The organism is Telluribacter roseus, from assembly GCF_017355915.2.
GTDB lineage: Bacteria > Bacteroidota > Bacteroidia > Cytophagales > Spirosomataceae > Telluribacter.
This window is the reverse complement of the sequence record NZ_JAFEUV020000004.1, coordinates 1-16,752: the sequence shown is the minus strand read 5'-3', so window position 1 is coordinate 16,752 and position 16,752 is coordinate 1. Positions and strand designations below refer to the sequence as shown.

Below are 16,752 nucleotides of genomic sequence, written 5' to 3'. Positions count from 1 at the left end.
AAGTGTTGCCCCTATGGGGCTTTTTGCAGATAGCAAACAGAATAGATAAATGTTGAACTACTAATGCAAAGCCAGGTTGTGGAACCTCTTATAAACCTCTACGCATAAGCTTAAAAAATTCGACATTTTGTAATCGAAACTCGACAATAAAAATTCTCTCAATCACTAATTCACTAAATCAAAAATATTCTCATGACTACGCATACCATTGGTATTATCATGAACGGCGTGACTGGCCGTATGGGTACTAACCAGCACCTGTTGCGCTCAATCAAAGAAATCATCGCTCAGGGCGGTGTAAAGATTTCCGCCGACGAAGTCATCATGCCCGATCCGATCCTGGTAGGTCGTAATGAGGCCAAGCTGCAGGAACTCTGCAAGCGTTCGGGCGTACAGAAGTACACAACGGATCTGGAGTCGGTTCTATCTGATCCTAGCTACCAGGTGTACTTTGACGCCCAGGTAACCGGTCGCCGGGCTCCTGCTATCAAGAAAGCCATCCAGGCCGGCAAGCATATTTATTGCGAAAAACCAACCGGCACTACTACCGAGGAGGCCCTCGAACTGTATGAACTGTGCGAGGCCGCTGGCCTGAAACACGGTGTGGTACAGGACAAACTATGGCTGCCGGGTATGCTCAAGCTAAAGCGACTGATGGAGAACGATTTCTTCGGAAAGATCCTGTCGGTACGGGGTGAGTTTGGCTACTGGGTATTTGAAGGACACAGTGTACCCGCCCAGCGTCCATCGTGGAACTACCGCAAGGAAGACGACGGAGGTATCATTGTAGATATGCTTTGCCACTGGCGCTACGTACTGGACAACCTGTTCGGCAACGTGAAGGCCGTATCCTGTCTGGGAGCTACGCATATCGAAGAGCGTATCGACGAAAATGGCAAACCCTACAAGTGTACCGCCGACGACGCCTGCTACGCTACCTTTGAACTGGAAGGGGACGTGATCGCCCACTTCAACTCATCCTGGACCGTACGTGTACGCCGCGACGACCTGCTTACCCTGCAGGTAGATGGCACCAAGGGATCGGCCGTAGCCGGTCTGCGCGAGTGCTACATCCAGCACTATGGCAACACACCCAAGCCGGTATGGAACCCTGATATCGAGCAACCGATCAATTTCTACGAAGGCTGGTCTAAAGTACCTCAGCAGGAGCCTTTCGATAATGCGTTCAAGGCGCAGTGGGAGCTGTTCCTGAAGCACCTGGTGCAGGATACTCCTTTCCCATGGGGCCTGAAGGAAGGTGCAAAGGGTGTGCAGCTGGCCGAAAAAGGCATAGAGAGCTGGGAGAAAAAGTGCTGGGTAAACATTGACGAGTTGTAAGCATGAAGAAAACAGCATTAGTTACAGGCGGTAGCCGGGGCATTGGCCTCGGCATTGCCAAAGCCCTCGCCCGCGAAGGATACAATCTGGCTATCAACGGAGTACGCCCCGAAGAGGCCGCTCAGGAAACGCTGGATGAGCTACGGGGCATGGGTGTGGAAGTAGTGTACTGCCAGGGTAACATAGCCGTAGCGGAAGACCGCGCGCAGATCATCGAAACCGCCTACGCCGCCTTTGGTCAGCTCAATGTACTGGTCAATAATGCCGGTATCGCTCCCCGCCAGCGCCTCGACCTGCTCGAAACTACCCCCGAGAGTTACCGGGAAGTGATGCAGACCAATCTGGAAGGTCCCTTCTTTTTTACCCAGGCCATTGCCAGACGTATGGCCGAAGCCCGACAGGCCGATAACACCTTTCAGGCTACTATCGTGTTTGTAACGTCCATTTCGGCTACTGTGGCATCCGTTAACCGGGGTGAGTACTGTATTTCCAAAGCCGGTCTGGCCATGACGTCATCCCTCTTTGCGGTACGCATGGCTGAGTACGGTATACCCGTCTACGAGGTACGTCCGGGTATTATCGCTACCGACATGACCTCCAAGGTACAGGACAAGTATAATCAGTTGTTCGAGAACGGATTGGCTCTCCAGCCTCGCTGGGGTACCCCCGAAGACATCGGCAAAGCCGTAGCGGCCCTTACCCGGGGCGACTTCCCCTACTCGACCGGTCAGGTCATCGGGGTAGACGGTGGTATGCTTATTGATAGGCTTTAAGCAGGAACAAAAATGACACTATGACCCGAAGTACGATCTGGAAGTTGACCTGCTGGCTCGCCGCCCTGCTACTTGCTGCTACGTTTACTCCCTTGGTCATTCCTGTGGGTCAGTCACAGCCCAGTCTGTTTTCCCTTCCCTACACGCTATGGACCGGAATCCTGATTAGTGTTCTTTTTGTGGTGCTGGTCTTTATTGGAGCCTATTATCATCCCAGCCGGAAGCCATGAAAGTGGCTCTGCTGGTCATCGGTCTCCTGTACATCGCTATACTGGTAGCCCTGGCGCTCTATGCCCACAAGAAAAACCGGGGTGAAGCAGGAGCATACCTACTGGCCGGGGGTAATCTGGGGGCCGCGCTGGGATTCTTTACATTTGCGGCTACTCTTTTCAGTGCATTTACCCTCATGGGAATGCCTGATTTCTTTCGTACCCACGGTGTCGGAGGCTGGATTTTTCTGGGTATCTCCGACACCGCCATGGTATTTGGTATTATCTCCCTGGGTTATTTACTACGAAAAAAAGCTTCCGAGCAGCAGTTCAAAGGCATGTCTGAGCTGATGTCCAGACTGTACGGGCACCGGCTGGCGGGTATCACTACCCTGGTGGGCGCTTTCCTGTTTCTGATACCGTATGTAGCTGTCCAGATACGAGGGGTAGCTATTTTTCTGAATGAAGCTTTTCCCGACCTGTTTCCGGCCTGGGGCTGGTCGCTGGGCATCGTAGTGGTGATGCTGCTTTACAGCGAAACGGGCGGACTTAAAGCCATTATCTACAGTGACACGCTGCAGTCTATCCTCCTGATCATTGCCATCTGGATCCTGGGTATAGGTTGCCTCAGGTACTTTGGAGGGGCCGGGCCCATGTTTGCGGCCGTAGGGCAGGTCAATGAGCAGCTCTTGTCGGTGCCGGGTCCCAAAGGATTGCTGACCACGCAATTTCTGTTGGCTTCCGTGATCCCTATCGTACTTATTCCTTTCACCCAACCGCAGGTAGCCATTCGTCTGGTAATCATGAAAGACGATGCCGCTCTTTTTCGTATGGCACTGGGAGTGGGGGTATTTGCCATTGTTGTCATACTTCCCACGGCATTCATGGGTATGTACGGAGCGGTGCGCTATCCCGATGCTACCACGTCGGAGTACCTGGGTCGGGTCCTCATTTTTGACCAGCATCCTGTGGTAGCGGCCGTTGTGATCATAGGTCTGGTGGCGGCTGCCATCTCCACCGCCGACTCGCAGATATTTGCGCTGGGTACTGAGCTCAACTCACTCCTCACTGGCGATGAACGTTCCACCCTTTTGAAGATGCGCCTAGCGGTATTTCTATTTGCCCTTATTGCTCTGGTATTCTCTATCCTGAGCAGTGACCAGCTGGTACTACTGGCACGTACGTCCTTTGCGGGTACCGCCCTCATGGCCCCTATGACTTTTCTGGGCCTATTTTCCGACAGAAAGCATTCCCTCCTGCTTCCCGTACTCACACTAACCAGTATGGCCGCTTACATAGCTACCATGAGTGGTATCCTACCCGATATGTGGGCCGGCATCCGGTCTGACCTGGCTCTGCTTGTACTACTGGCCGTTGTGGCTACCGCCCAGCACCTACTCAATCCAACTCCTTCCTGATCCTGACCTACTCTTTATTGATAGTATAAGCTTCATTAAAGTAATACCACCTCCTCTTTCCTCTCCTGTTATTTCCCAGCCCTCAGGGCTGTTGTACCTGATGGCTCGATTTTTTTAGAAGTATAGCTACTCATATATGTCTAATCAAAGCGATTACTACCATGAAAAAAGGAATGATACTGGCACTGGCTCTGTTCGCTATGGTTGCCTGCAACAACAATGACAATACCCAGAACGTAGCAGACAACGAATCACCGGTTACCAGAGCAGATAAGGTGGAAGCCAATGGCAATGCTCTTGATACCATAGCTACCAGTGAGGCCCTGGGCGAAATGAGCATGCAGTACCTGGATAGTCACCTGGGGGAAACGCCTAGTCAGAATAACCTGCTGGAAACAGAACCTCTGAATACGCGCCTTAAGGTCATACTGGGCGACCGGCTCAATGAATTCAAAGAGGTAATGAAGCAGGGGGATCCGCTGAAAAAAGACCAGGTGTACTATACCATGAGTACCTCCGGAAATAAGTCGGCCTTTTTGATCGTAGATCCTAAAACCAATGTCATACAGGCTACCATGATCGGTCCTAACGGACGGGAAGACTTCCCGGCCAATAATGGACGAGCTGCCCTGCACGTACCTACTTCCGTCAATGAGCGGATGAGTAAGGGTACAGGTAAACGGTAGATAATGGGAATAGGTAGCTTTCTTTCTATATAGATACTTTCAGGAGAATACCGGCCAGGGCCGGTATTTTTTATGTACCTGCATCAAAAGATTCGTATTTTACAGCTCTTTACTATAACCCTTACCAATTCCTGCACTTTGTATGAAAAAGACACTGCTACTATTCGGATTCCTTACCTTGGGTACCTTCTGTGTACAAGCCCAGACCTTCCGTGGCCTGGACAAGAGTCCACTGGAAATGGCCTACTACCCCGATGACTTTGCCCACACCCGCAAAACAAACGACGAGAAAGCACTGGCGCGGGTACTGTACAGCCGTCCGCCCAAAAACGGTCGTGAGGTATTTGGTAAGCTGGTACCCTACGGAAAGGTATGGCGTACCGGAGCCAATGAGAACACAGAGATCAAACTCTACCAGGATGCTACCATTGGAGGTAAACCCGTAAAGGCTGGCACTTACTCGCTGTTTACCATTCCCGGTGAGAACGAATGGACCATCATCCTGAACAACGAACTGGATTATTGGGGTGCTTTCCGTCACAAGCCCGAGAGTGATGTTATACGCGTGACTGCTCCCGTGAAAAAGGCCACCGAACCCATTGAGAACTTCTCCATCCAGTTTGCCAATGCCGGCTCCGGCACCAACAACGCCGTCATGCGTATGGGCTGGGATCAGACCGTGGTAGAGGTACCTGTTACATTCAAATAAGAGCCTGACAAATCTGTTTGCCAAAGCCCCTGTATGCTTACGTGTGCAGGGGCTTTGGCTCCTTTATATTTAAACAATGAATACAACGCTACAACAAGTCTTCGGGAATATTGACATCTACCTGTTTGATCAGCTGCTGAAAGGCCGGTTCGACTTGTGCCGCAATGTACTGGATGCGGGCTGCGGCGGTGGCCGCAATCTGGTGTACTTCCTGCAGAATGGTTTTGAGGTATACGGTATAGACCTGCACGAGCAGGCCGTTCGTGAGGTGCAGCAACTGGCTCAGTTAGTGGCTCCTCAGCTCCCTCCTACCCATTTTCAGGTTGCCCCGGTAGAAGACATGCCTTTCCCGGACCATACCTTTGATCTGGTCATTTGTAGCGCGGTGCTGCACTTTGCCCAGGATGAAGCTCATTTCGATGCCATGGTGCGGTCGCTCTGGCGGGTACTTGCACCGGGCGGCTATCTCTTTGCCCGACTGGCCTCTACCATCGGTATTGAGGATCGGGTAGTGAGCCTGGGAAGTGGCCGCTACTACCTGCCAGATGGCTCGGAAAGGTACCTGGTGGATGAGCAAACGCTGCTTAGTTATACGGAGGAACTAGGCGGAGAGCTTTTTGAACCAATCAAGACCACCAATGTACAGAACCTCCGCTGCATGACTACCTGGTGTGTACGGAAGATTTAGAACAACAAAAGAAAAGCCCGACATGGATAATATGCCGGGCCTCTTAGTATCAATTGTAAGGTAGTCTTAGGTAGTCATCAGCGCCTTACGGGCATACTCTACACACTTGGCTACTTCCTTCACCGCGTCTGAGCCCGCTGGTATCTCGTACTCAAGCTCTACGGTAGCCGGGAATTTATACTTATTCTTCCGCATCAGCTGCAGTACTTCCACGATCGGCGTATCTCCTTCGCCCCAGGGCAGGTTGGCTCCACCGTTTTCCTTGTTCTTGCGATCTTTGGTGTGCATGCTTACGATATGCTGATGCTTCTCCGTAATCAGAGGAATGGGGTCATAGCCCGCGGCTACGTAGTGCCCCATGTCAAAGTTCATGGCGTTGTACTTCGACTGGCTCAGGGCTTCATCCCACCAGGTAGGCGTCTGCTGGGTATGCCCGTGGTAACCTACATATACCTTGTTACGGGCCGCTATGTCACCCAGGCGCTTGGTCTGGTCGCCGCTGGTAGGTAGCTCTATCGTCACCTGGTTGGCTCCAAGTGCCTTGGCCGCACGCATAGCGTAGTCTACCTCTGCGTCGGTATTATTTACACCCAGGGCATTGGGCTTAAAACCGTAGATACTCACACCGGCCTTGTTGTACATCTTCCGGAGCTGTGTAAACTTATCCATGGATACCTTGGAACGCCAGTCAGCCATCTTCTTCTGGTACTCGGCCATCTGAGCCTTCTGCTCGTCCGTCAGGGGCTGACGCGGTCCACCAGGACGCGGTGGCGCGGCGGGTGCTCCGGCAAATTCCTCGGCAGCAGGGCCCATCAGCTCAATGGCGCTCACGTTACAGTCAATACAGTACTGCAGGATGTTTTCGGCACTGCCGGGCATACTCCGCCATGAGTAGGTGATAGCTCCCACCTGTACCCCGTTGAACAGGGAGTTGGGCTTACCCAGGTTCTTGATATAGGCCGGTGCGCCAAAGGCAGTTTCGGAAAGGAGGCTAAAACCCGCCAGGGCCAGGGCCGATTTTCCAAAAAAGTCCCGCCGTGAAATCTCTTGATTTTCCATAGATTGAATGGTTTTGAAGAAAGTACTACTAGGGCATAAAAGCACAGAAGCCGGCAAAGCTAACCGGCTACCTGTCTACTATTTATTTTGTGAGCTCTTTAAGCTCACAAGAAAGTATTTCATGAGGGTTCAATCAGGTCCCACAGGTTGCCGTAAAGGTCGCTGAATACAAGTACCTTGCCATACGGCTCCTGCACGGGTCCCCTCACAATCGGTATGTGGTGATGGAGTAGGTTCTGGTAGTCCCGTTCAAAATCATCGGTGTACAGGAAGAGGAATACCCGGCCGCCAGTCTGATTCCCGATTCGGCTTTTCTGTTCTTCGTTGACGGCTTTGGCCAGCAGTAAGGCACACCCATCGCCTCCCGGCGGAGCTACCCGTACCCAACGTTTAGATTCACTTAATGGAGTATCCTCAAGCAGGAAAAAATGGAGCTTCTGAGTATAAAATTCAATTGCTTCGTCGTAGTCGGCCACGACCAGAGCGAGCTGGGCCAGTCGTTGATTCAAGAGGTTATCTGTTTAGTTTTTTATAAGTTAAAATCATCCCGGTAAGACTGCAGCGCTGCCTACCGCCTTCTCCCCTGCTTCTGGCGACCCAGCCATAACAGACCATCCAGCACCAGCCGACTCTGCACCTCGTTATCAAAGGTATACGATAAGGTCTTATTGGTCCCATTTTCGTAATCAATATCGTTGTGGCCCATGTTCAGGTACAGCATCCGGTACTTTTTGTTGGTCCACACTACTGGGTAGTAGCCACTGTGCCATATCTCGTGCTGCTTGGGACCCGTACCCAACGGAAAGCTGGAAGGATCAATGGACAGCAGAATCTGAATGTCCGGATTGGTACGCAGGTCCTTCTCCCAGCGGTACCATTCATTGGGTGAGGTCTTGAACGTTCGGGGCAGGTGCCGGGTAGTCGGATGCTGATGTTCTACACGCAGTACTGCCGAAGTAGGTCGCCAGGTATTACTGGCGTAGGAGCCCGAGCCCAGGAACTCATTATGGTACCAGTCCCAGTTCTGAGGATAGGCCGAAGGGGTAAGGGCAAAGGCCGCAAAATGAAATCCCATCCAGCCACCACCCTTCTCCATGTAGGCCTGAAAAGCCGCTCGCTGCGCCGGATCTTCCGGTCGACTATCCAGAAACAAGACTACCTGGTAGTTTGATAAGTAGGCTTCGTTAAGATTGGCCCAGCTAGAGGTTGTATCGTAGCTAAAATGATGCGTAGCCGCCATTCGAGAGAACCACTGATTAGCCTCCTGCACAAAACTAATGTGCGCCTGGTCGCGCTGAGCCGTGAAAAAGGCAACTACCTTAAAAGATGAACTTCTAGGTTGGGCAAGGGTACTGTACGTAGTAGTTAGCAACAGCAGGCAAAGGGCCGGGAAGAAAATAAGTACTTTGCTAGTAGATAGGATACACTTCGGCATAGGAAGTAGTGAATAGGGTTACTGGCAAAAAGCCTGCTCACAAGGTACCATTAAGTACTTATAAGCAGGCTGCAAAGGAAAGTAAATCCTCGAAATTATCTAGTTAGGCTGGTTGTAGTCGTAGTTGACCATCCACTGAATACCAAACTTATCCGTCACCATCCCAAAGTAGGCGTTCCAGAAGGCTTTCTCGAGCGGCACGGTCACCTGTCCTCCTTCCGCCAGTCCATTAAACAGCTGGTCGGCTTCTGCTTCACTATCCGTATTGATAGATATGGAGAAATTATTGCCAACCGTCAGCGTATGCCCCATCGACTCCAGCGCGTCCGTAGCCATGAGTACATTACCGGCTCCAATGGGCAGGGCTACGTGCATGATCTTGTCCTGGTCCTCCGGCGGCAGTTTACCTGCTTCGGGTGTGTCTTTGAAGCGCTGCAGGGCCAGGAATTCGCCTCCGAATACGGACTTGTAGAAGTTAAAGGCTTCTTCGGTATTGCCCGTGAAGTTGAGATAAGTGTTAACGGTAGCCATGGTGGTAGTTGGTTTAGTATGAATAAATAAGTTGGGAAGGATGGGTAGGATAAAGCATAAAGGCCGGAGGCAGGAGTACCTAATCAAGCGTTATCTCTGTCAGATAAGCTTCCAGCTGCTCAAAGGTACCATTGAAGCCCTGTTCCAGAGACCGGTGCATATCCAGAAAGGTCTTTTGCTCTTCGTCCGTGGCATTGATGGGTACACTTCGTTGCGTCAGAAGGGTAGTACCGTTCTGCTCAGTCAGCGTCAGGACATTATGTACTTCCAGCGGCCAGGTGGAGCTGAACGGAGCGCGGGTTAGCTGGCCTTCCTCATCCGAAAAGGAGCTGATGTACACGATCTGCTGTGGGGCCAGAATGTCGAGGTAGATAAATCGCCCCCACATGTTCAGCCCATTGGGCGCCGCTATGCTGTAATGAAACATGCCACCGGGGTAGCACTCCAGCTTTGACACCCCCAGGTTCATACCCTTAGGCCCCCACCAGTGTACCAGATGCTCCTGCTCCGTCCATACCTTAAACACCAGCTCGCGGGGTGCTTCCAGCACCCGGGTAATTACCAATTCCTGTACTTCTACGTTGTTCATGGTTTCGGTTACTGCTTCCATTGCTATAAAAGGTTTAGTTCAAGTACTTTTTGTATAAGTATCCAAGCCCTAGACAAATCACCCCTTGCTCGTGCCTCCTTTTACTCCGGTCTGGATAGTACAAACTTATAGCTAACTAACCTTTTTGATGGGGTGTCAGTACGGCATTGGAGGGGTTGATTGCGACATCTTTTTTGGATAGATTTGGGACATGAAACACATCTCCATCCTGGTTCCTCAAGGCGCTATTCTGGGCAGCGTCGAAGGGCCCCGTCAGGTACTTACCGAAGTCAATAAGCTCTTAAAGAGCAAGGGAAGCCCGGCTATGTTTAACATCCAGCTAGTAGGGCTCTCCAGGGGAGTCACAGTAGCCGGAGGTATCTACACCGTCAATACCGACCTACTGATCAGTGACGTAGCCCATACCGACCTGATCATCATTCCGGCGCTGGATGGCGATATGGGCAAGACGCTGGATGCCAATCGGGATTTCATCCCCTGGATCATCAGCCAGTACCAGGCAGGCGCCGAGGTAGCCAGCTTGTGCGTAGGTGCGTTTCTGCTTGCCACTACCGGATTGGTCAATGGTCGTAAATGTGCTACCCACTGGATGGCCGCCCATGATTTCCGCCGGATGTTTCCGGAGGTGGATCTGGTGCAGGACCGGATCATTACCGACGAGCTGGGCATCTACTCCAGCGGCGGAGCCTTTTCGTACCTCAACCTGATCCTGTACCTGATCGAGAAGCACGTGGGCCGTGATGTGGCCGTGTTTATGTCCAAAGCCTTCCAGATCGACATCGAGCGCCGCAGCCAGTCGCCCTTTGTGATCTTTAATGGACAGAAAGACCACGAAGATGCCGAGATCAAAGCCGCGCAGGAATTTATCGAGCAAAACTACCAGGAGCGGATCACCGTAGAAGAACTGGCCAACCGGCTGGCCCTGAGCCGCCGCAACTTGGAACGCCGCTTCAAAAAAGCTACGGCCAACTCCATTGTTGAATACATCCAACGGGTCAAAATAGAAGCCGCCAAAATGAGTCTGGAGTCGTCGCGCGAAAATGTAAACGAAGTGATGTACAACGTTGGCTACACCGACCCAAAGGCCTTCCGAACTACCTTCAAGAAAATCACCGGCCTTTCGCCCGTACAGTACCGCCAGAAATACAATCGGGAAGAGGTCGTGTACGGGTAATCGTGTTGAATAACTGTCTTATTCAAACCTGACTACTAGACCCAAGTCAGCCTACTCCCATTTACCGCATTCATGAAAAAGTACCTGATCCTGTTTTTAGTAGTTTTTTCTGCTCTTTCTCCCACATTAAGCCAGGTCCAAAAAGCGAAACAGAAACCGCTGGTTGTTACCATTGACACCAAAAACCGGGCGCAGCTGATCGACAACTTTGGCGCCGCGGGCTGCTGGTACGCCGAAGGCATTGGTAAGCACTGGCCCGCCGAAAAGAGAGAGCGGATTGCTGAACTGCTTTTCAGCCGGGAACGTGATGCGCAGGGCAATCCGCGGGGCATTGGGCTATCAGCCTGGCGCTTTAATATTGGCGGGGGTACGGCCGAGCAGGGCGACGGCAGTGGCATCCGGGACGTAAACCGCCGGGTGGAAGACTTTCTGAATGAGGATGGTACCTACGACTGGAACAAACAGGTAGGCTATACCTGGTTTCTGAAAAAAGCAAAACAGTACGGGGTGGAAAATCTCATTGCCTTCTCCAACACGCCACCGGTACAGTTCACCAAGAACGGTCTGGGTTTCAAGACGGAAAAAGACTACCGATCCAACCTGAAAGACGACAAGTACGATGCCTATGTGGATTTTCTGACTGAGGTACTCCGTTATTACGAAGCGGAAGGCCTGCGGTTTCAGTACATCAGCCCGGTCAATGAGCCCCAGTGGGACTGGACCGGAAAAATCGGGGAAGCCAAGCAGGAAGGCAGCCCTTGGCGGAATGAAGAAATAGCGCGGGTAGTAAAGGCACTCGACCAGTCGCTGGAGCGGAAAAAACTGTCTGCTCAGATCATTGCCCCCGAAGCCGCTCAGCTTAATTTTCTGTACGGAGGTACCTCAGGTACTTCGCAGCAAATCCAGCACTTCTACGGAAAGAACAGTCCGCTGAATCTAGGTAGTCTGAACCATGTACCCAAACTGGTGGTGGGCCACAGCTACTTTACCGATAACGGCGACAGCGCCATAGTAGCCGTTCGGAAGCAGGTAGCCGACACGGCGGCCCGGTATGGGGTCCGGTTCTGGCAGTCGGAGTACTCCATGCTGGCCGATGGCTTCCGGGAAGGTACCAAAGCCCGACGCTCGGCCATGGACTGCGGCCTGTTCCTGGCCAAGATCATCCACCAGGACCTGACGGTAGCCAACGCCGGAGCCTGGCAATTCTGGAATGCTTTCGAACCCGGACGGGCTGAATTTGACACCCGGTACTACCTCATAGCCCTGCAACCCAACGCTGACCATACCGATGGTACTTATTCCCAAACCAAAAACCTCTGGGCCCTCGGGCATTACAGCCTGTTTGTAAGGCCGGGTATGCACCGGGTCCTGACACAACGGAGCGATAACCTAACCGCCGTGGAAGCGGCCCAGCAGGTGATGGTGTCAGCCTACTCGGGTGAGAAAGGAAAACTAGTGGTGGTAGCCATTAATTACCAGCCCGAGGTTCGAAGTCTGCAACTGGATGTAAAAAACACTAAAAAAGGTACTACCTATACCCGCTACGTTACCACGGCCGACCCAGACGAAAACCTCAAGCCGTATCCGGCCGGGAAACTAAATCAGGCCATCAGCCTACCCCCGCGCTCTATTACTACGCTGGTCGTGAATGAGTAGGTACTTGATCCGAAGATATTATTTTTATTAGATGAACAGGTTTGAAACTACTGACAGGCTGAGTGGACAGGGCCGCCGCTCGGACTATTGGAAGATATTGAAGCGAGTTGCGCTCGGCTTCTTACTGTTCATAACACTGATCTTTTTATGGGATCAATATGAAACAAGCCATATTCAATATATACCAGTAAAAAGTTGTGACGAAGCCGCAGCACAAAGTTTAAAAGCGCTTAGTGCAATGGTAAAAGACAGCTGGTTTCAAAGAAAACATTTCGATGTTATTGCGCACACCAGTGGTACATGCACGTTCTATATGTATTATCAAGAATATAACGCACTGTATTTTGGAGAGGAAATGAGTAGCGGTTATATGATAGGCGTGGCTATGACTCCAGACGAACTACATGAGTTTGCGGATACAATTTCCATAAATACAGATTTGTTGAAAATGATGGACTACTTAAAAGATATAGAAAAGGCAAATCCCGCACCAGTACATGAGTTCTAGTGTAAGGCTATATCAGCGTAATACAATACCCTTCCGGCACATTATACGTACCTTTGCCAAAAAGTTACTATGCAGCCCGACCAATTACTCAAACAGATAGAGTTTATAAAGGAGATTGATAAACTCAAATACATCGTACGTAAGACCAAGCTCCTTAACAGCGACAGACCCGAAAATGATGCTGAACATAGCTGGCATCTGGCCATGATGGCCATTATATTATCAGAGCATTCTAACTCACCTATTGACGTCCTGAGGGTTGTAAAAATGCTCTTAATTCATGATATAGTTGAGATTGACGCTGGGGATACATTCATTTATGATACGCAGAAAAGCCACGACAATACGCAGGAAGAAAGAGAGGCCGCAGAACGGATCTTTGGCTTACTTCCCGATGATCAGGCCCAGGAATTAATAGCGATCTGGGAGGAGTTTGAAGAACAGGAAACCAATGAGGCTAAGTTTGCCAGAGCCATGGACCGGTTAGAGCCCCTGCTCCAGAATGTGTCGAATAACGGGGGTACCTGGAGTGAGTTTGGGATAGGCTTTGATCAGGTCTATCACAAAAAACAGGTGATCAAACGGGGCTCTTCGCGTATTTGGGAATATGCAGAGCAGTTGTTAAATGAAAGTGTTGAAAGAGGAATATTGAAAAAAGAGTAAGGTAGACAGTCGCCGATGCAGCCGCCAGCATCCCACCAGTTTTAGCTCCTGCATTTCAGCCGTAGTGCGCTTAGTGTAAAGCAAGAGTGGTATCAAGGAATTCATTCCGGAACTTCCCTTTGGGATCGTACTGACTCACCAGCTTCTTGAAATCCGGCAACCGCTCGTAACGCGACGCCAGTACATCAGGGGCCATCGTAAACAGCTTACCCCAGTGGGGCCGGGCTCCGAAAGGGGCCAACCCCTTTTCAATAACGGGCAGGAGCTTGCTCACTGCGGGCCAGTCCTGTTTCCAGGTAAAATGAATGGCTACGCTGGGCCGCTGGTAGCAGGGACTCATCCAGAGGGTATCGGCCGCAATGGTGCGTATTTCCGAAATCAGGAGGTGCGGGCTGACTTGTTGGCCCAGACGAGCCACCGCCTGAATCGCCTCCACCGCCTGCTGGCGCGGCACAAAGTACTCCGACTGTAACTCTACCCCACTGCTGGGCGTAAAGCCCATCTTGAAGTGCGGCAACCGCTCGTACCATGGACCGGGAACGCCCATTTGTTCGGTGCAATTTTCGGCGGAGAGTTCGGCAATCGGGTGCAGGTGGCGGGTAGCTGCTTTGGCTCCGTAGAATTCCGGCTTTGTGGCAAAATTGTCTCCCTCCTCCCGGCTTTTGATCCACACCTCGTTTACCTTATCCGTTCGCCAATCGGTAAACAGGCTTACGCTATACCCGGCGGACATAATATTATCAAAATGCTCTTTGAGTTGGGACATGGGTAGCTGCTCGTACACGTACTGCCGCATCTGAAAGGTGGGTTGCAGCGCCAGCGTTACTTTGGTCATGATTCCCAGAGCGCCCAGTCCTACCACGACGCCATCAAATCTATCAGCATCCTTTTCTTTCGACACTTGGTGTACCTGACCATTGGCATCCACTAATTCCAGCGCAACTACCGACGTAGCCAGATTACCGTTGGCGACGCCGGAGCCGTGGGTACCGGTGATCACCGAGCCCGCCACCGAAATATGGGGCAGCGAAGCCAGGTTGGGCAAGGCATAACCTCTTTCGTGCAGGTAGGGGGCTAGTTCGCCGTACTTGATGCCTCCCTCTACCGTGACGGTACCGGCCCGGGTGTCCAGTTCAACCACCTTATTCAACACCCGGGTCGAAAGCAGATGCTCCCGGCTATCGGCAATCCGGTTAAAACAATGGCGGGTACCCAGCCCTTTCAGCTTCGGAAGTTTCCTGACCAGCGCCTTTACGTCTTCAGTCGAGGCAGGATATGACACGCTGGAGGTACTATACGTTATATTTCCGGCCCAGTTCTTCAGGGGATCCGCCGAAAACCAGTCAGTTACCGGCATCAGGGTACTGCCGGCGGTAACCGCCGACGATAGCTTTATAAAGGGTCTTCTTTCCATAGGTGCTGCTACAAATAAGGCGGGGCAAAATACGGTCCAGGAACAACTCATGTTTTATCCGGGCTGCTTTTGTAAATATAGGATTTTAGTAGAAAATGGTGCTGCTTCCTTTTCTGTTCTCCTATGAACAACTACTACTATTCTGTCACTAATAAACTTTTGATTCTGCTCTCTTTCTCTCCAAAAGCTTGCTGAAATGCCTATTTCAGATTGAAAAAATCCGCCTCGCTTCTATCCCTTCTAATATGGAAGTACCTTTGATTATATACGTCAAAATTACTATCCTCCAATTTTATCTTTAATTTATCAAAGTTACATACGACTCAACTAGTTAACAATCAGATTATTGTGCAAATTTTCATTTTTTTGTAAAATCTTTAGGTGGTACTTTTGCGGTTAGTAAACCCAAGTGTAACCCCAGGATTTTTTGTGATGATCAGACGTAGTAAAGGTCTTGCCCTTGTAGTTGCCTTAGTATCCCTCTTTATTTTTACCGCCGCTCAGTCTATTTTTTTCGATTTTAGCGGTCCTATTTTTAAGTCCCAAGATCCCGAAGTTGTGGTGGCACCTAAGCCCGCCGCTCCGGCTCCCCGCAAGCCCGCTCCCTTAGTATACGGCATACCTACCGACTCGCTTGAGATCGTGGAAGGTGTGGTAAAGTCGGGTGAAACTATCTCTACCATTCTGGCCGCTTATAACATAGATCCGGCTACGGTTCATGAGCTGGCACAGAAAGCCAAAGATGTATTCAATGTTCGAGGCATCCGTCCCCGCCGCAATTATACCCTACTCCATGCCCAGGATGCGGCCAGTACCGCACAGTACTTTATTTATGAGCCGGATGATGTACACTACGTCATCTATGATCTGCGTGATAGCCTTAATGTAATCAAACACCAGCGCGAGATAGAAGTAGTAGAGCGCGAACTGGTCGGCGAGATCAGAGGCTCCCTCTACCAATCGGTACTGAAAGCAGGTGGCTCAGCTAAACTGGTGAATAAGCTGGCGGATATTTACGGCTGGCGTCTCGACCTGAACCGTATCCAGGCGGGAGATACCTTTAAGCTTATCTTTGAAGAGAAACAGGTCAATGGCAAAACCATTGAGCAGGGGCAGCTGAAGGGTGCGTTTATTGAGCATAAGGGTCAGCAACTGTACGCCATCGGCATTGACCAGGGCAATGGTATCAGCTATTATGACCAGGACGGCAAAAGCTTCAAGAAGGCTTTTCTGAAAGAACCGGTAGAGTACAGCCGCATCAGCTCCCGCTTTACCCAAAGCCGCTTCCACCCGGTACAGAAGATATTCAAGGCGCACCTAGGTACTGATTTTGCGGCTCCCACCGGTACCCCTATCCGCACCGTAGGTGATGGTGTAGTTGTAGAAGCAGGCTATAGCAGCAGAAACGGTAACTACGTAAAGATCAGGCACAACAAGACCTATACTACACAATACCTGCACATGTCGAAGTTTGCTAAGGGTATTCGTAGTGGTACCCGCGTGGCCATGGGACAAACCATTGGCTACGTTGGCAGCACAGGACTTTCCAGCGGACCACATCTATGCTTCCGCTTCTGGAAGAATGGTGTGCAGGTAGATGCCCTGAAAGAAAAACTGCCCCTGGCCGAGCCCGTTACCAAGAAATATCAACTGGCTTTCCAGGCCGCCAAAGAAGATATCATCGGACGTATGGAGGCGATGGATGTCAATGGTACCAGGCAGGATATGCTGGCGGCCAAAGAGTCAGTTCTTGACGAGAAGATATAGCTACTAGTTGTTAGGTGTACTGGTTACTAAGGTTATAGAATATTTGGTATAAAATTTATAGTTTATGTTGGTTATGAAACTCCATAAAAATGCTAGCCTTACTCTAAGGCAGCG

The 16,752-nt window shown here is 51.0% G+C and carries 18 protein-coding genes; 12 read left to right on the top strand and 6 right to left on the bottom strand.

The features are described from left to right. The first annotated feature begins 192 nt into the window (after window positions 1-192). The 7 genes from JTN23_RS09195 to JTN23_RS09165 all read left to right on the top strand — a co-directional run bounded on the left by JTN23_RS09195 (window position 193) and on the right by JTN23_RS09165 (window position 5,821). Window positions 193-1,338 (top strand): Gfo/Idh/MocA family protein, encoded by a 1,146-nt coding sequence (locus tag JTN23_RS09195; protein ID WP_247234156.1) that lies wholly within the window; start codon window positions 193-195, stop codon window positions 1,336-1,338. 2 nt (window positions 1,339-1,340) lie between these two features. Then, a complete protein-coding gene (locus JTN23_RS09190) occupies window positions 1,341-2,111 on the top strand; it encodes a 3-ketoacyl-ACP reductase (RefSeq protein WP_247234154.1) in 771 nt (256 codons plus the stop codon). 20 nt (window positions 2,112-2,131) lie between these two features. Beyond that, complete coding sequence (locus JTN23_RS09185; RefSeq protein WP_247234152.1) at window positions 2,132-2,341, top strand: hypothetical protein; 210 nt, start codon at window positions 2,132-2,134, stop codon at window positions 2,339-2,341. Beyond that, window positions 2,338-3,738: a sodium:solute symporter family protein gene (locus JTN23_RS09180; protein ID WP_247234150.1), complete on the top strand. Its 1,401-nt coding sequence runs from the start codon at window positions 2,338-2,340 to the stop codon at window positions 3,736-3,738. The genes JTN23_RS09185 and JTN23_RS09180 overlap by 4 nt, the downstream gene beginning before the upstream one ends. 161 nt (window positions 3,739-3,899) lie before the next feature. After that, window positions 3,900-4,424, top strand: coding sequence for an Ivy family c-type lysozyme inhibitor (locus JTN23_RS09175; RefSeq protein ID WP_247234148.1), 525 nt, complete (start codon window positions 3,900-3,902; stop codon window positions 4,422-4,424). Window positions 4,425-4,566: 142 nt separating this feature from the next. After that, window positions 4,567-5,133 (top strand): DUF2911 domain-containing protein, encoded by a 567-nt coding sequence (locus tag JTN23_RS09170; RefSeq protein WP_247234146.1) that lies wholly within the window; start codon window positions 4,567-4,569, stop codon window positions 5,131-5,133. Between the two features lie 76 nt (window positions 5,134-5,209). Further along, window positions 5,210-5,821, top strand: coding sequence for a class I SAM-dependent methyltransferase (locus JTN23_RS09165; RefSeq protein ID WP_247234144.1), 612 nt, complete (start codon window positions 5,210-5,212; stop codon window positions 5,819-5,821). Between the two features lie 66 nt (window positions 5,822-5,887). On the opposite strand, the gene JTN23_RS09160 is transcribed toward JTN23_RS09165, so the two are convergent. The 5 genes from JTN23_RS09160 to JTN23_RS09140 form a co-directional block, all read right to left on the bottom strand. Next, on the bottom strand, window positions 5,888-6,880 hold the full coding sequence (locus JTN23_RS09160; RefSeq protein WP_247234142.1) for a sugar phosphate isomerase/epimerase family protein: 993 nt from the start codon (window positions 6,878-6,880) through the stop codon (window positions 5,888-5,890). Between the two features lie 119 nt (window positions 6,881-6,999). Then, window positions 7,000-7,389: a VOC family protein gene (locus tag JTN23_RS09155; protein WP_247234140.1), complete on the bottom strand. Its 390-nt coding sequence runs from the start codon at window positions 7,387-7,389 to the stop codon at window positions 7,000-7,002. A gap of 59 nt (window positions 7,390-7,448) precedes the next feature. Further along, on the bottom strand, window positions 7,449-8,315 hold the full coding sequence (locus JTN23_RS09150) for a ThuA domain-containing protein (RefSeq protein ID WP_247234138.1): 867 nt from the start codon (window positions 8,313-8,315) through the stop codon (window positions 7,449-7,451). 99 nt (window positions 8,316-8,414) lie between these two features. Continuing rightward, on the bottom strand, window positions 8,415-8,846 hold the full coding sequence (locus JTN23_RS09145; RefSeq protein ID WP_247234136.1) for a VOC family protein: 432 nt from the start codon (window positions 8,844-8,846) through the stop codon (window positions 8,415-8,417). 79 nt (window positions 8,847-8,925) lie between these two features. Beyond that, a complete protein-coding gene (locus JTN23_RS09140; protein WP_247234133.1) occupies window positions 8,926-9,456 on the bottom strand; it encodes an SRPBCC family protein in 531 nt (176 codons plus the stop codon). A gap of 190 nt (window positions 9,457-9,646) precedes the next feature. Between JTN23_RS09140 and JTN23_RS09135 the strand changes: the two genes are divergently transcribed. From JTN23_RS09135 to JTN23_RS09120, 4 genes are all read left to right on the top strand, one after another. Continuing rightward, window positions 9,647-10,630, top strand: coding sequence for a GlxA family transcriptional regulator (locus JTN23_RS09135; protein ID WP_247234131.1), 984 nt, complete (start codon window positions 9,647-9,649; stop codon window positions 10,628-10,630). Between the two features lie 72 nt (window positions 10,631-10,702). Further along, window positions 10,703-12,286, top strand: a complete 1,584-nt coding sequence (locus JTN23_RS09130) for a glycoside hydrolase (protein ID WP_247234129.1) — start codon at window positions 10,703-10,705, stop codon at window positions 12,284-12,286. Between the two features lie 31 nt (window positions 12,287-12,317). Continuing rightward, window positions 12,318-12,794: a hypothetical protein gene (locus tag JTN23_RS09125; protein ID WP_247234127.1), complete on the top strand. Its 477-nt coding sequence runs from the start codon at window positions 12,318-12,320 to the stop codon at window positions 12,792-12,794. Between the two features lie 69 nt (window positions 12,795-12,863). After that, the gene (locus tag JTN23_RS09120) at window positions 12,864-13,457 is read left to right on the top strand and encodes an HD domain-containing protein (protein ID WP_247234125.1); all 594 of its coding nucleotides are present in this window, start codon (window positions 12,864-12,866) and stop codon (window positions 13,455-13,457) included. A gap of 70 nt (window positions 13,458-13,527) precedes the next feature. Here JTN23_RS09120 and JTN23_RS09115 read toward each other — a convergent pair whose 3' ends face one another. Further along, a complete protein-coding gene (locus JTN23_RS09115) occupies window positions 13,528-14,871 on the bottom strand; it encodes an FAD-binding protein (RefSeq protein ID WP_247234123.1) in 1,344 nt (447 codons plus the stop codon). A 432-nt stretch (window positions 14,872-15,303) separates the two neighbouring features. Here JTN23_RS09115 and JTN23_RS09110 point away from each other — a divergent pair, with 432 nt between their 5' ends. Further along, the gene (locus JTN23_RS09110) at window positions 15,304-16,638 is read left to right on the top strand and encodes a peptidoglycan DD-metalloendopeptidase family protein (RefSeq protein ID WP_247234121.1); all 1,335 of its coding nucleotides are present in this window, start codon (window positions 15,304-15,306) and stop codon (window positions 16,636-16,638) included. The last annotated feature ends 114 nt before the right edge of the window (window positions 16,639-16,752 follow it).

What these genes read in the sequence shown, in the direction of transcription:
- JTN23_RS09185 (WP_247234152.1), top strand. Translation starts at nt 2,132, where the DNA reads ATGACCCGAAGTACGATCTGGAAGTTGACCTGCTGGCTCGCCGCCCTG.
- JTN23_RS09180 (WP_247234150.1), top strand. Translation starts at nt 2,338, where the DNA reads ATGAAAGTGGCTCTGCTGGTCATCGGTCTCCTGTACATCGCTATACTG.
- JTN23_RS09125 (WP_247234127.1), top strand. Translation starts at nt 12,318, where the DNA reads ATGAACAGGTTTGAAACTACTGACAGGCTGAGTGGACAGGGCCGCCGC.
- JTN23_RS09115 (WP_247234123.1), bottom strand. Translation starts at nt 14,871, where the DNA reads ATGGAAAGAAGACCCTTTATAAAGCTATCGTCGGCGGTTACCGCCGGC.
- JTN23_RS09165 (WP_247234144.1), top strand. Translation starts at nt 5,210, where the DNA reads ATGAATACAACGCTACAACAAGTCTTCGGGAATATTGACATCTACCTG.
- JTN23_RS09140 (WP_247234133.1), bottom strand. Translation starts at nt 9,456, where the DNA reads ATGGAAGCAGTAACCGAAACCATGAACAACGTAGAAGTACAGGAATTG.
- JTN23_RS09135 (WP_247234131.1), top strand. Translation starts at nt 9,647, where the DNA reads ATGAAACACATCTCCATCCTGGTTCCTCAAGGCGCTATTCTGGGCAGC.
- JTN23_RS09130 (WP_247234129.1), top strand. Translation starts at nt 10,703, where the DNA reads ATGAAAAAGTACCTGATCCTGTTTTTAGTAGTTTTTTCTGCTCTTTCT.
- JTN23_RS09195 (WP_247234156.1), top strand. Translation starts at nt 193, where the DNA reads ATGACTACGCATACCATTGGTATTATCATGAACGGCGTGACTGGCCGT.
- JTN23_RS09120 (WP_247234125.1), top strand. Translation starts at nt 12,864, where the DNA reads ATGCAGCCCGACCAATTACTCAAACAGATAGAGTTTATAAAGGAGATT.
- JTN23_RS09175 (WP_247234148.1), top strand. Translation starts at nt 3,900, where the DNA reads ATGAAAAAAGGAATGATACTGGCACTGGCTCTGTTCGCTATGGTTGCC.
- JTN23_RS09145 (WP_247234136.1), bottom strand. Translation starts at nt 8,846, where the DNA reads ATGGCTACCGTTAACACTTATCTCAACTTCACGGGCAATACCGAAGAA.
- JTN23_RS09160 (WP_247234142.1), bottom strand. Translation starts at nt 6,880, where the DNA reads ATGGAAAATCAAGAGATTTCACGGCGGGACTTTTTTGGAAAATCGGCC.
- JTN23_RS09110 (WP_247234121.1), top strand. Translation starts at nt 15,304, where the DNA reads ATGATCAGACGTAGTAAAGGTCTTGCCCTTGTAGTTGCCTTAGTATCC.
- JTN23_RS09150 (WP_247234138.1), bottom strand. Translation starts at nt 8,315, where the DNA reads ATGCCGAAGTGTATCCTATCTACTAGCAAAGTACTTATTTTCTTCCCG.
- JTN23_RS09170 (WP_247234146.1), top strand. Translation starts at nt 4,567, where the DNA reads ATGAAAAAGACACTGCTACTATTCGGATTCCTTACCTTGGGTACCTTC.
- JTN23_RS09190 (WP_247234154.1), top strand. Translation starts at nt 1,341, where the DNA reads ATGAAGAAAACAGCATTAGTTACAGGCGGTAGCCGGGGCATTGGCCTC.